The 12133-nt window shown below is 37.2% G+C and carries 14 protein-coding genes; 4 read left to right on the forward strand and 10 right to left on the reverse strand.

Annotated elements, in window-relative coordinates:
- Nucleotides 1-158: 158 nt before the first annotated feature.
- From pgm to GQ598_RS06685, 3 genes are all read right to left on the reverse strand, one after another.
- Entirely contained in the window at nucleotides 159-1796 is a 1638-nt protein-coding gene (pgm, locus tag GQ598_RS06675) for a phosphoglucomutase (alpha-D-glucose-1,6-bisphosphate-dependent) (protein ID WP_160403084.1), read from the reverse strand.
- Between the two features lie 100 nt (nucleotides 1797-1896).
- The gene (locus GQ598_RS06680; RefSeq protein WP_160403086.1) at nucleotides 1897-2400 is read right to left on the reverse strand and encodes a replication initiation regulator SeqA; all 504 of its coding nucleotides are present in this window, start codon (nucleotides 2398-2400) and stop codon (nucleotides 1897-1899) included.
- A gap of 22 nt (nucleotides 2401-2422) precedes the next feature.
- A complete protein-coding gene (locus GQ598_RS06685; protein ID WP_091349485.1) occupies nucleotides 2423-2608 on the reverse strand; it encodes a hypothetical protein in 186 nt (61 codons plus the stop codon).
- Between the two features lie 167 nt (nucleotides 2609-2775).
- On the opposite strand from GQ598_RS06685, the gene GQ598_RS06690 reads away from it, so the two are divergent.
- The gene (locus GQ598_RS06690) at nucleotides 2776-3276 is read left to right on the forward strand and encodes a glycine zipper 2TM domain-containing protein (protein ID WP_160403159.1); all 501 of its coding nucleotides are present in this window, start codon (nucleotides 2776-2778) and stop codon (nucleotides 3274-3276) included.
- A 204-nt stretch (nucleotides 3277-3480) separates the two neighbouring features.
- A complete protein-coding gene (gene gloA / locus GQ598_RS06695; RefSeq protein WP_091349487.1) occupies nucleotides 3481-3888 on the forward strand; it encodes a lactoylglutathione lyase in 408 nt (135 codons plus the stop codon).
- Nucleotides 3889-3935: 47 nt separating this feature from the next.
- Here gloA and gmk read toward each other — a convergent pair whose 3' ends face one another.
- Nucleotides 3936-4565: a guanylate kinase gene (gmk, locus tag GQ598_RS06700; RefSeq protein WP_160403088.1), complete on the reverse strand. Its 630-nt coding sequence runs from the start codon at nucleotides 4563-4565 to the stop codon at nucleotides 3936-3938.
- 208 nt (nucleotides 4566-4773) lie between these two features.
- Here gmk and GQ598_RS06705 point away from each other — a divergent pair, with 208 nt between their 5' ends.
- A complete protein-coding gene (locus tag GQ598_RS06705) occupies nucleotides 4774-5478 on the forward strand; it encodes an AzlC family ABC transporter permease (RefSeq protein ID WP_237410327.1) in 705 nt (234 codons plus the stop codon).
- Complete coding sequence (locus GQ598_RS06710) at nucleotides 5459-5788, forward strand: AzlD domain-containing protein (protein WP_370516531.1); 330 nt, start codon at nucleotides 5459-5461, stop codon at nucleotides 5786-5788. The genes GQ598_RS06705 and GQ598_RS06710 overlap by 20 nt, the downstream gene beginning before the upstream one ends.
- 82 nt (nucleotides 5789-5870) lie before the next feature.
- Here GQ598_RS06710 and GQ598_RS06715 read toward each other — a convergent pair whose 3' ends face one another.
- The 6 genes from GQ598_RS06715 to hflD all read right to left on the reverse strand — a co-directional run bounded on the left by GQ598_RS06715 (nucleotide 5871) and on the right by hflD (nucleotide 12133).
- Nucleotides 5871-6770 (reverse strand): heme biosynthesis HemY N-terminal domain-containing protein, encoded by a 900-nt coding sequence (locus GQ598_RS06715; protein WP_160403094.1) that lies wholly within the window; start codon nucleotides 6768-6770, stop codon nucleotides 5871-5873.
- Nucleotides 6771-6780: 10 nt separating this feature from the next.
- A complete protein-coding gene (locus GQ598_RS06720) occupies nucleotides 6781-8250 on the reverse strand; it encodes a uroporphyrinogen-III C-methyltransferase (protein ID WP_160403096.1) in 1470 nt (489 codons plus the stop codon).
- Nucleotides 8251-8268: 18 nt separating this feature from the next.
- The gene (locus GQ598_RS06725) at nucleotides 8269-9009 is read right to left on the reverse strand and encodes a uroporphyrinogen-III synthase (protein ID WP_160403097.1); all 741 of its coding nucleotides are present in this window, start codon (nucleotides 9007-9009) and stop codon (nucleotides 8269-8271) included.
- On the reverse strand, nucleotides 9006-9926 hold the full coding sequence (gene hemC, locus GQ598_RS06730; RefSeq protein WP_091349501.1) for a hydroxymethylbilane synthase: 921 nt from the start codon (nucleotides 9924-9926) through the stop codon (nucleotides 9006-9008). The genes GQ598_RS06725 and hemC overlap by 4 nt, the downstream gene beginning before the upstream one ends.
- Nucleotides 9927-10067: 141 nt before the next feature.
- Nucleotides 10068-11438 (reverse strand): adenylosuccinate lyase, encoded by a 1371-nt coding sequence (purB, locus tag GQ598_RS06735; RefSeq protein WP_160403099.1) that lies wholly within the window; start codon nucleotides 11436-11438, stop codon nucleotides 10068-10070.
- A 47-nt stretch (nucleotides 11439-11485) separates the two neighbouring features.
- Nucleotides 11486-12133, reverse strand: a complete 648-nt coding sequence (hflD, locus tag GQ598_RS06740) for a high frequency lysogenization protein HflD (RefSeq protein ID WP_160403101.1) — start codon at nucleotides 12131-12133, stop codon at nucleotides 11486-11488.

Raw genomic sequence — 12133 nt, forward strand, 5'->3', positions numbered from 1 at the left:
AAGAAAACGGCATAAGTTTAAAAGCCCTGCCTCCTTTTATTCAAAGGAGCTAAGAAAAATTGCACTTCATGGTGTAATCTAGGTTTTTACATAAAAACCTACATAACAAAACAGCAGCCAAATAGCTGCTGTTTTGTTATTGCATTTGTTCTTTTCGGTTATTTAATCGCTTTAGCTACAATTTGTTGCGCCTCTTGCTGTAACGTATTTAAATGCTCGTTACTTATAAAGCTTTCAGCATAAATTTTGTAAGCATCTTCTGTTCCAGAAGGACGAGCGGCAAACCAGCCATTTTTAGTTATCACTTTAAGTCCACCAATTGCAGCATTGTTAGCCGGTGCAGTGGTTAGGCATTGAGTGATTTTTTCACCGGCTAGGTTGTCGGTGGTTAGTTGGCTGGCATCAAGTTTAGCTAGTTTTTGTTTTTCGCTAAACGATGCAGGCGCTTGGATTCGTCCATAATAAGAAATACCAAATTTATCTTCGAGTTCTTGGTACTGTTCTTGTGGGTTTTTGCCCATTTTTGCTGTCATTTCGGCTGCAAGTAGGCATAGGATAATACCATCTTTGTCGGTTGCCCATACTTTGCCGTTGGTTCTTAAAAACGATGCACCTGCGCTTTCTTCGCCTGCAAAGCCTAGTTTGCCGTTGTAAAGCCCATCTGCATACCATTTAAAGCCAACAGGGTATTCTAGGTATTTTTTGTTTAAACTGTTTGCCACGCGGTCGATCATTGAGCTTGTAACCAGTGTTTTGCCTATAGCGATATCTTTGTGCCATTGTGGACGATTTTGGAATAAGTAATTGACACAAGTTGATAGGTAGGCATTTGGGTTCATTAGTCCTTTAGGTGTGACAATACCATGGCGGTCAAAGTCGGTATCATTGCCAAAGGCTAAATCAAATTGGTCTTTTAATTTTAATAATCCTGCCATGGCCCAGCGACTTGAGCAGTCCATTCGAATCACTTCGTCATGATCTAGGTGCATAAAGCTGAATGTTGGATCGACTTTGTTATTTACAATGTTGAGGTTGATACCGTATTTTTCGGCTATTCGAGGCCAATAGGTGATACCAGCACCACCCAGTGGGTCAACGCCAATTTGTAGCGATGATGATTTGATCAGCGCTAAATCTAAAATGTTTTCAAGGTCGTTGATGTAGTCGGTTTCGTACTCTTTAGTATGAATGTAATTTGAATTTATGGCTTTGTCTAAAGTTACGCGCTTGACTTCATTGAGTTTGTTTTTTAATAGTTCGTTGGCGCGGTTTTCAATTTGTTTGGTGATGTCCGTATCTGCAGGGCCACCATTGGTTGGGTTGTATTTTATTCCGCCATCTTCTGGTGGATTGTGCGATGGGGTTATTACAATGCCATCGGCTAGTTGAGTTTGTTTGCCTTGGTTGTAGGTTAAAATTGCATGCGATATTACTGGCGTTGGTGTATAACCCCAATCTTGCGCCATGACAACCGTTTGTTCGTTGGCAACAAAGACTTCAAGCACTGATTTTAATGCGAGTTCTGATAATGCATGAGTATCTTGACCGATAAAGCATGGCCCTGTGATATTGTTGGTTTTGCGGTATTCGGCAATGGCTTGAGCTACAGCTAGTATATGTGCTTCGTTAAATGTGCCTTTGTTTGAACTGCCACGATGGCCAGAGGTGCCAAATATGACTAGTTGGCTAGCATTATCCGTGTCAGGTTGAATTTGATAATAATTATTCCGTAATGTTTCAACGTTAATAAGATCTGATGGTTGAGCTAACATTCCTGCGCGGTTTTGCTTGGCCATTTTTTAATCCTCTTTCATAAAATAGTATTTTTATAATGGCTAAAAACGTGAACAAGTTAGGAGGGATCGCGTTTTTAGCTTTTATTTGTTATTTGTCCGGTTAAGGTAAAAAAGCATTGGTGACTTGGTTTATCATCGTTTCGGATATGCCCATGTCACTCATTATTGATTCTATAATATATTGCTTTCTGGCTGTGTTGGTGTTGCTAATAACCCAATAAGGTGTGCCAATGATTTCACGGGGTTTGGTATTTTTACCAGATGTTTCTAGCAATTGTTTGTCTTTGGCCAGATATTGGCGTTTGCTACCATGCAATGAAGTAGCCGCAATGGCAAAGAGTGCTGGGTTATAGTTATACAGTGCACTAAGTAATAATATAAAGCGATTAATAATGGATTTTTCATTTGTAAAGGTATCGCTGGTTAATAAGTCATTAAAAGGCGTATAATGGCTTTCTTTTTGTGCAATGATATTTTGTTTTGCCAAGGTTGGCTGATCTATTTTCAATAAACGTCGTAATATACTTGATGCATTTTCGCCGATGTGTTTAGTTTGGCCGGCAATAAATTGGTATAATTCTTCGTCGATTTCTATCGTTTTCATTGTGTTACATGTGCCTATTAAATTATTTTACGGGACATCCTAAAGCAGGAGTGCTGTCTAAATGCAAATTATTCGCCGATGAGTGGTTTAAACAATTATTCGATGGTTGTTTTAATTCAGCACTATCATTTTTTTTGGGCGCTTGATTTGCATCATGGCAAGCCGTTATCATAACTGATAATATTAATGGAAAAAATAACCGTTTCATATACTCATTGTTCGCTCTATAAACTATTGCGCTGAGTATAACCTAACTTAAGGATAAATTGTATTGGCTATTGATAAAATAATGAAAATGATGTTGTCGTTTTTCAAAAACGATATTATCCTAAACAAGGTATAATGAGTAAGATACCGATATTATATGAGGAATTAATTATGAAAAAAATCGTCACATTAGCTATTTTAGCTACAATTTTATCAGGATGTAGCAATAGTGATCTTTATTCTGGCGATGTTTATACTGCTGATCAAGCAAAACAAGTTCAGCAAGTGAGTTATGGTACAGTTGTTTCAGTACGTCCTGTTAAAATTCAAGCTAATGCATCATCAGACGGTAAGAGCGAAAACGTAGCAGGTAACTTAGGCGGTGCGGTTTTAGGTGGTGTATTAGGTAATACTATTGGCGGTGGTACTGGCCGAGTGCTAGCTGTTGCAACCGGTGCTATTGGTGGTGCAATTTTGGGTGATACCATTCAAGATAAAACTAGCCAAGCTAGTGCTGTTGAATTAGAAATTAAACAAGAAAACGGATCAAATATTGTTATTGTACAAAAAGGTTCAGCTAAAGATTTCTTTGCTGGTCAAGCGGTTCGTTTAGTCACTAATGGTAAGAAAATTAGTGCATCACCACGTTATGACAATCAATCGAAATAATAACGAATTGAAAATATAATACTTTATTTTGCTCATCTTGATGGTGAGCATTATATTTAGTTTAGTGAGTGGTGATCTGCTTTTTATCAATCATTATTCTTCATACATGTTCCCTCCTTTCAATAACAAAAATTTGCCTGTCTAAATACTAACGTATAAACTCTATGTGATTTTTATTTGTTATGTTTAAAGGAACAATAAGCAATGCGTATTTTACACACGATGATCCGAGTGGGTGATTTGCAACGTTCGATCGATTTTTATACCCGTGTAATGGGGATGCGAGTGCTAAGAACAAGCGAAAACACACAATACAAATATTCATTAGCCTTTGTCGGCTATGGCGATGAGACAACGAGCTCAGTTATTGAGCTAACTTATAATTGGGACACCGATACATATGATCATGGAACGGCATTTGGTCATATTGCTATTGGTGTTGATGATGTTGCCCAAATGTGTCATGCCGTTAAGCAAGCCGGAGGTAAAGTAACCCGCGAAGCAGGGCCAGTAAAAGGTGGTTCAACGATTATTGCTTTTGTTGAAGATCCTGATGGTTATAAGTTAGAGTTGATTCAAAACGATCAGGCTGATCAAGCCTTAGGTCATTAACCAATCACAACAGTATATCGCCGGTGTTTTGGCGATATATTTTGTTTTTAATTCGATTGACTACTCAATAAATCAGCTAATAATTGTTTGTTGATAATTGTTTGTTTTTGTTGCTCTAAGCTAGCCGCGGTAATGATTGCGTTTAATGCGTTTAATGAAGCATCAAAATCATCATTAATAATGATATAGTCGTATTCGTTATAATGCGAAATTTCGGCTTGCGCTTTTTGCATTCTTTTGGCTATGACGGCACTGTTATCTTGTCCGCGTTTTATTAGGCGGTTTTCTAGCTCTTTTAGCGAAGGTGGTAATATAAAGATGCTTTTTGCTTGAGGCATTTTTTTGCGTACTTGCCGTGCACCTTGCCAGTCAATATCTAAAAAGACATTAATTCCTTGTGATAGGCTTTGTTCTATTTCGGCTTTGGAGGTGCCGTAATAGTGGTCAAATACGTTGGCATATTCTACAAATGCATTTTTATCAATTAAGGATTCAAAGTGTTTGTGATCGACAAAATAATAGTGTTCGCCATGTGTTTCACCAGGTCGTGGTTCGCGTGTTGTATGCGAAATTGACACTTTGGCTTGATGTGGTTGTTGGTTTAGATAAGCGCGAATAAGGCTTGATTTACCTGCACCACTAGGCGCAGAGATGATAAATAGAGTTCCTGTATACATAGATATGTTTGCCACTTTGGTTGCTATTGAGTTATTTATTTTGATTGCCATTAATACAAGTTAAACGATATTATAGCAAAATTTGGCAATATATTGTGGCTTATTGTGAGTTAAGTAGCTTAATTTAGTGTTTAGGTTTTCGTTTATAAGTACTTTGTTACTTGTTTGCAATATTCTGTATAAGTGTATGTTATCGTAAGGGATGATTATGTCTTTGACTTTTAAAGATGGCGTTTATGCATGTATTCCAACTTTATTAGGATATATTGGTATTGGCATTGCAGCAGGGGTTGTGGGCAAGTCGGCAAATCTATCTGTGTTTGAAATTACATTACTGGCTATTATTGTTTATGCTGGTGCATCGCAATTTATTATTGCTGGTTTGATGATGGTAGCTACACCTGTTTCAGCTATTATTTTTACTGTTTTTTTAGTTAATTCCCGTCATTTTTTAATGAGTATGGCAACAGCACCTGCTTTTCGTAAATTTTCATTTTTAAATAATATGGGTATTGGTAGTTTGTTAACCGACGAAAGCTTTGCTGTTGTGATGAATGCCATTGCCAATAAAGTACCTGTAAATGCTGCTTGGATGCATGGGCTTAATGTTATGGCTTATTTGACTTGGATTATGTCTTGCTTTTTAGGCGCGATAATCGGTGAATGGTTGCCCGATCCTAATTTGTTTGGTTTAGATTATGCATTAGTTGCCATGTTTATTGGTTTACTTTATTTGCAATTGATTGGCGATAAAAGTAAAAGCCTTAAAAATCGATTGTTAGTAATGGTTACCGTTGCTGTTATGCTAATTTTGCTAATGCGTTTTGTGTCACCTGAAATGGCGATTTTAATTAGCACTTTTGGTGGCTGTTTTATGGGTATGGCAATGGAGCGTGAGAATGACAGTTTATAGTCTATTGATCATTTTAGGTTGTGGCCTAGTCACTTGGTTGCCAAGAGTAATTCCTTTTATGTTGGTTCGAAAGTTGCAGTTGCCAAATGTGGTGATTCGTTTTTTGTCGTATGTACCCTTGTGTATTTTAACTGCATTGTTTGTGCAAAATCTGTTTGTGGCAAAAGAGGGGCAGTTTCCTAGTTTTCATGTGGAATATTGTTTGGCGACAATTCCAACCGTCATTGTTGCTGTTATCACTAAAAACTTAATGTGCATTGTAGTTGCTGGTATGTGTTTTATGGCACTGATTCGTTATTTTGTGGTTTAATTTAGGTCAATTGAACTGATGTTTATTGTTGTGTTTGTGAACTGTTAAAATAAAACAGGGCTATTTGCCCTGTTTTTTTTAGTTATGTTCTTTCTTTTTGTTCTAGTTTGCTAATCGATTTTAATAGCTTTTCGGCTTCGTTATTTTGGCCTAGTTGATTAAGATAGGTTGCCATCGCTTTTTGATAAGTCATGTTGTTCATAATAGCTCGTGGTTGTGAGTGCCACCATTTTATAAGTGCTTGTGCATCGCTATCGGTCGATAATTGCTTGATTCTAGCAATATAAGCCGCTTGTTTAAACTGATCGAGTTGCGATTCGCTATATGCTTTAGTTTTATACATTACTGGTAATAGATCTATAACTGCTTGGTAATCGCCAGTTTCGTAATAAAGTTGATCGGCTAATCTAAGCACTTCGACATTGCGGGGCTTTTCATTTAGTAACTGTTCTAACACGCTACGTGCGGCAGTGTATTCGCGGTTTTTTAGTTGTAGCCGAATTTGTACTAATTGAAAGGCAAACATTTCTTTAGGCTGACAGCTTTTAGCTGCTTGTTCAAGCGATTGGTTGGCCGGAATTAATTCGTCATTGTCGATTTGCGCTTGTGCGGCAAGTAAATACGATAAAGTAGTATTTTTTGCTCCTTTGGCACTTTTTACAAACAGTCTGGCTGCTTGTTGATAATCACCTTCTAGCAATAAAATTTGCGCTTGTTCAATGCGTTTTATTGATTTTTTAGGTGATTTTAAGCGTAACCAATTGCCTAATACAGTTTTAGAATTTAAAATTTTATTGAAAATAGAATAAATTAGGTAAAGGAAAAGCAGACCAATTAATTCAAGTATAATAAATGAATTAAACGACATGCTGACACGGTAATTTACAAATTCAAATACCGCCGAACCTTGGTGTCCTTGTAATAACGGTCCAAGAAAAAATCCACCCACTAGCACTAAGAAAATAATCAGTATTTTTATCATTATTATTCTCCTATTTTGCCAACATTGAACGAACGCGAGTTTGCATTAGTTTCTCAAGTTCGCTGATACTAGTTAGATTTTCAGGAACGTTTTGGTCGCTGATTGATTGACTTTGTAAAGTCTCAAGTTCACTAATAAATGCTTTAACGCTTGGTGCATTACCATCAAAATAGGCATTAACCCAAGTTGCGGTATCGCTAAGTGCACGTTGATAAATAAGATCTTGATGTCTTGGTACCGCTTGTGCTGCAATCAATAGGCGGAAGCGGATATTTTCACGCAGGTAAAGCGATTGTTCTATGCTTAACGGTGCTTTTAATATTTGGCAATGGATGATTTGCTTTTCATCTTGGCCAGCGTGTTCTAAGCATGCTTTGAAGCTGTTGTCTTTATTATCAAGCTTTTCAATAGTAATGAATTTATCCATAAAAGTCTTGGTGCTGTTGAATAGATTGTTAGACCAATCATTGGTTGACGATGATATTTCGCTATTTGTATTGTCAGTTGCATTATTTGCTTGTGCTTGCTGATTGTTTGCTACGTTAGCGTTTTTGGTTTGCGGTTCTTTGTTGTCGTCTGTATTGGTTGAATCTTCGTTATATTGGGTCATGCCAAGATCGATTTCTTGGTAATGACCCACTAAAGGTAATTCGGTAAGTGAATCTGACAATCCAATTAAGTTAATAATAATTCCGTCAGTATCAATAAAGCTTACTTGAGCAAGTGAGTTAATATCTTTACTGATCGCTTGCCGAGCAGGTAATAGGCTAGGATCATCTGCTTGAGCTAGACTTTCGTCAGCACTTTTAAGGAGTAGTCGTGCTGATGTGTAATCTTGGTCATTCCAAATTTTGCGTCCCGCTAAGTGTACTAAATAATTTGCTTGTGAAATCAACCAAACTTTATGATCTGTGGTTGACATAGCCGCTAAACGTTCGTTGATGTTTTGTAAGCTTTGTTCGTTGAGCTTTAAGGTATCATTTACTTGGTTGCTTAATTGCTGTTGTACTTTTTGCTGATCGCCAAGTTCACGCTCTACGCGCTGTTCTAATGTGTTGAATTGTTGATTTTGTTTGTTAACCGCATCGCTAATACTACTGTTGAGATCGTCTGTTATGCTCTGCTTGGTGGTTTGTTTTAAATTAGCTAGTTCTGTTTGTAATGTTGAGATGGTCTTTTTTTGCATTTCAACTTGGTTGTTACCATAATAAAAGCCAATACCACTTAAGCAAACGGTTAATGCTATTGCCAGTATTGATAGTTTTGAAACCGGCACTTTGTTTGTGTGACTGTTATTACTGTCTTGGGGTTGAGCTTTAGATTCTAAAGTTGTAGTAGATTGTGAGCTTGTTTGATTTTTTTTGTCTTCTTTCATAATCTTATTCGCTTCATTTTGATTCGCTGTTGTCGTTGGTTGACTAAATGAAGTTGTGTTAATAGTTGAGAGTGTTGCGTTGGCACCATAATATTTTGGCGGCATAAATAACCTCATTTAGATTTATTCAAAATTGATATTGGCATTATGACATAGAGTTAACATTGTTTTAAATAAAATTTGATTATTTGCACCTACTATTTGCAAAACGTTTTGCCAGTTTAGTTGTTGTGCTTTTTTTAAAATTCGCTCACTGGTTACAACGAGCTGGGCTTGCTGTTTGTGTTGTTTTTGACAATAAAGTTCAAGCTGTATTAAGTGTTCAACACTGGTAATAATGATAATTTGATTGTTTATGTTGTTAGCCAAAATATTGTCACAATAGGTTATTGGCTTTCGATGATAACATGCTAGCAATTTAACTTGCGCTTGTTGTTTTGTGAGTGTGTCTGCTAATAATTGCCGGCCTGAGTTACCCCGTAAAATGAGTACGGTGCGATGTGCTAGCGTTGTGTTTTTGAGTAAGTCTAATAAACCTTCGCTATCTTCTTGTTTAGGGGAGCTGACTTTAGTTGTGGTTAGTTGACTTAATAAGTGTGCCGTTTTGTTACCAATTGCGAAATAATGTACATGCTTTGGAAAGTATAAATCGGGTAAATGTGCTTTGATGGTATGAATTACTTGTGGCGATAGCGCAATAACAATGTCTGATGGCAAAAGGCGGTTAAGTTGTTGCTGTAAATCAACCAGCTCAGAGCTGGGTAAAATATCAAATAAGGGAAGGTGAGTTGCCGGTAAATGGGCTTGATTCAGTTGTTTAGTTAGTTCCTCGCCATTGGGCGAGGGTCTTGTTACATAAATCATTCGTCTATTAATTCCCGTAGTATTTTGTCAGCACCTTGGTTTAATAGCTGTTTGGCTAGGTTGTGACCCAATTGTTCGGCTTGGCTTGCAGGGCCTTTTAGTTCAGCTCTGATTATTTGTGACCCATCAACACAACCAACAAATCCTTGTAAAGTTAACGTGTCATTATTTAGCTGGCTATAGCAGGCAATAGGTACTTGGCATCCACCTTGTAGTGCTTTATTCATTGCTCTTTCTGCTATAATGCATTGGCGGCTATGGTTGTCATCAAGTGGAGCTAATAGTGATAATAGGCATTCGTCATTACTTCGTGTTTCAATGCCAATAGCTCCTTGTCCAACCGCAGGTAAGATTAAATTGATATCAATATACTGTTTTATTCGGTGTTCAAGCGCTAAGCGTTTTAGTCCAACTGACGCTAAAATAATAGCATCGTATTCATTGTTATCAAGCTTTGCTAAACGTGTTCCAACGTTGCCACGTAGTTCTTTAATTTGTAAGTGGGGGTATTTAGCTCGTAGCTGACATTGGCGTCGTAAACTTGATGTACCTACAATTGCACCATTGGGTAATTGGTCTAAGTTGGCGTATTGATTTGACACAAAAGCATCACGTACTTCGTCGCGTTGACAAATTGTTGCTAACATTAATCCCTCAGGAAACTCAGCAGGAATATCTTTTATTGAGTGAACAGCGATATCCGCTTCGTTATTTAGTATCGCTTGTTCAAGCTGTTTAACAAATAGTCCTTTTCCACCAATTTTTGATAGGGGGCTGTCTAGTAATACGTCGCCTTTAGTGACCATCGGAATCAATTCCACCGTTAAATTAGGGTGAGCAGCTAGCAGTTGTTGCTTAACAAAATTAGCTTGCCATAGCGCTAAAGGGCTTTTTCGTGTTGCAATGCGAATGTTCAATTGATTTCTCTATTTTCTTTTTTATTAGGTGATTTATATTTACTGCGCAAGTGCATTTTTCGTTTGATTTATATCGATCACTTGAATAGTAATATTGCCTAACGCAGTGTGATTTGCATTAGGCTAATTACATTTAAACAGTTAGGCTAAATCGTCAACAAAGCTAACTGCATAACCAATATAGTTAGCCGGTGTTAGCTGTTTTAGCCGTGTTTTTTCGTCTTCGGGTAAATCTAACGAGTCAATAAATTCTTGCATGCCTTTAGCATCAACACGTTTTCCTCGGGTTAGTTCTTTTAGTTTTTCGTAAGGCTTTTCGATGCCGTAACGGCGCATGACGGTTTGGATTGGTTCTGCTAATACTTCCCAGTTTCGATCAAGTTCTTCAAGTAAGTAATCGTGATTAACTTCAAGTTTATTTAAGCCTTTTAAGGTTGATTGGTAAGCTATAATGGCATAACCAATACCTACACCTAAATTGCGTAATACTGTTGAATCGGTCAAATCGCGTTGCCAGCGGGAAATAGGTAATTTGCTACCTAAATGGTTCATGATTGCATTGGCAATACCTAAATTTCCTTCTGAATTTTCAAAGTCGATTGGGTTAACCTTGTGTGGCATGGTTGAAGAGCCAATTTCGCCAGCAATGGTTTTTTGTTTAAAGTGATTTAACGAAATATATCCCCAAACATCGCGATCAAAGTCGAGCATAATGGTATTAAAGCGTGCTACACAATCAAAGAACTCGGCAATATAGTCATGGGGTTCAATTTGGGTGGTATAAGGGTTCCATTTTAATCCTAGCGAGCTAACAAATTCTTCGCTGAATTTATGCCAATTTACTTGTGGGTAAGCAACCATATGTGCATTATAATTGCCTGTTGCACCATTAATTTTACCCAGTATTTCAACTGATTTTAGTTGTTTTAGTTGACGTTTTAAACGGTAAGCGACATTGGCAAATTCTTTACCAATTGTTGATGGTGTAGCAGGCTGACCATGTGTTCTTGAAAGCAGCGGTAAATCGCGATAAGCTTTGGCTTGCGAGGTGATTTTATCAATCAGCTTGTTCCAATATGGTTCTAATACCGTTTCTTTCGCTGTTTTTAGCATTAATGCATAAGATAAGTTGTTGATGTCTTCTGATGTGCAGGCAAAATGGATGAATTCATTAATCGCATGTAATTCTTCATTGGTGCTGACTTTTTCTTTTAAAAAGTATTCTACCGCTTTGACATCGTGATTTGTGGTTCTTTCGATTTCTTTAATACGCTTAGCATCTTGTTCACTAAATTGCTCAACAATTTTATTAAGGTGATCGATAGCTGATTGACTTAAGGATGGAACCTCTAAAATATCTGCTTGAGAGGCTAACTTTTGTAACCAACGAACTTCAACTTGAACACGGTATTTTAATAAGCCATATTCGCTAAAAATGGTGCGTAATTCTGTTGTTTTGTCACCATAACGTCCATCAATTGGTGAAAGGGCAGTAAGTGCAGATAATTCCATCGGTTTAACTCCGTTGCTATTTTGAAATATCAATTATAAAGTGTAAATTAGCTTGCGCGATTAATTTGGTCCAGCAGTTGTTGTGCAGCATTACAAATACGTTTACGGCAAAAAATAAACTGAAAGCGACTACCGTCAACTTGATACCATAAAATGGCTGATCGAACACACCCCAAAAGCGCAGTTCTTACTTTTGCTTGCACTAATGAGTTTTGTAAAAATTCGATTTTACCAGTAACTTTTATTTTAGTTGATATTGGGCTGATAATGTCAGAATAAATTCCCGCTAATGAATAAGACAGATCATCAACATTAGCACTAACAGTTTCATCGTTCATTTCCGAATAAAGCCCTGAAATGCGTCGTAATCGCTGGTCTATTTTATCTAATGCATCGTTATTTTTTAATAATTTACTTGTAATACTAAGTGTGCCAAATATGTAACGAATAATTTGGACTTGTTCTTTTTGTCCTGATGATAATAGTTGTATTAACGTTTGTAAGCCTGTTTTAACATTTTCAATACCATCATAAACATCATCCGTTGTTTTCGGTGAAGTTTTAAACACGCTTTTTATTGCTCGTTCATAAAGTATTGCACTACAAACCCCTGTGTTGGCAAGTTGTGGCACTAATATTGCGCTTTGCGTAGCACCTGCTAGGGCGATGGCAATATGATGGTATTTGTTATTCAC

This window comes from Gilliamella sp. Pas-s95, assembly GCF_009795795.1.
GTDB classification, from domain to species: Bacteria; Pseudomonadota; Gammaproteobacteria; order Enterobacterales; family Orbaceae; genus Gilliamella; species Gilliamella bombicola.

What these genes read in the sequence shown, in the direction of transcription:
- pgm (WP_160403084.1), bottom strand. Translation starts at nt 1,796, where the DNA reads ATGGCCAAGCAAAACCGCGCAGGAATGTTAGCTCAACCATCAGATCTT.
- GQ598_RS06680 (WP_160403086.1), bottom strand. Translation starts at nt 2,400, where the DNA reads ATGAAAACGATAGAAATCGACGAAGAATTATACCAATTTATTGCCGGC.
- GQ598_RS06685 (WP_091349485.1), bottom strand. Translation starts at nt 2,608, where the DNA reads ATGAAACGGTTATTTTTTCCATTAATATTATCAGTTATGATAACGGCT.
- gloA (WP_091349487.1), top strand. Translation starts at nt 3,481, where the DNA reads ATGCGTATTTTACACACGATGATCCGAGTGGGTGATTTGCAACGTTCG.
- gmk (WP_160403088.1), bottom strand. Translation starts at nt 4,565, where the DNA reads ATGTATACAGGAACTCTATTTATCATCTCTGCGCCTAGTGGTGCAGGT.
- GQ598_RS06705 (WP_237410327.1), top strand. Translation starts at nt 4,774, where the DNA reads ATGTCTTTGACTTTTAAAGATGGCGTTTATGCATGTATTCCAACTTTA.
- GQ598_RS06715 (WP_160403094.1), bottom strand. Translation starts at nt 6,770, where the DNA reads ATGATAAAAATACTGATTATTTTCTTAGTGCTAGTGGGTGGATTTTTT.
- GQ598_RS06720 (WP_160403096.1), bottom strand. Translation starts at nt 8,250, where the DNA reads ATGCCGCCAAAATATTATGGTGCCAACGCAACACTCTCAACTATTAAC.
- GQ598_RS06725 (WP_160403097.1), bottom strand. Translation starts at nt 9,009, where the DNA reads ATGATTTATGTAACAAGACCCTCGCCCAATGGCGAGGAACTAACTAAA.
- purB (WP_160403099.1), bottom strand. Translation starts at nt 11,438, where the DNA reads ATGGAATTATCTGCACTTACTGCCCTTTCACCAATTGATGGACGTTAT.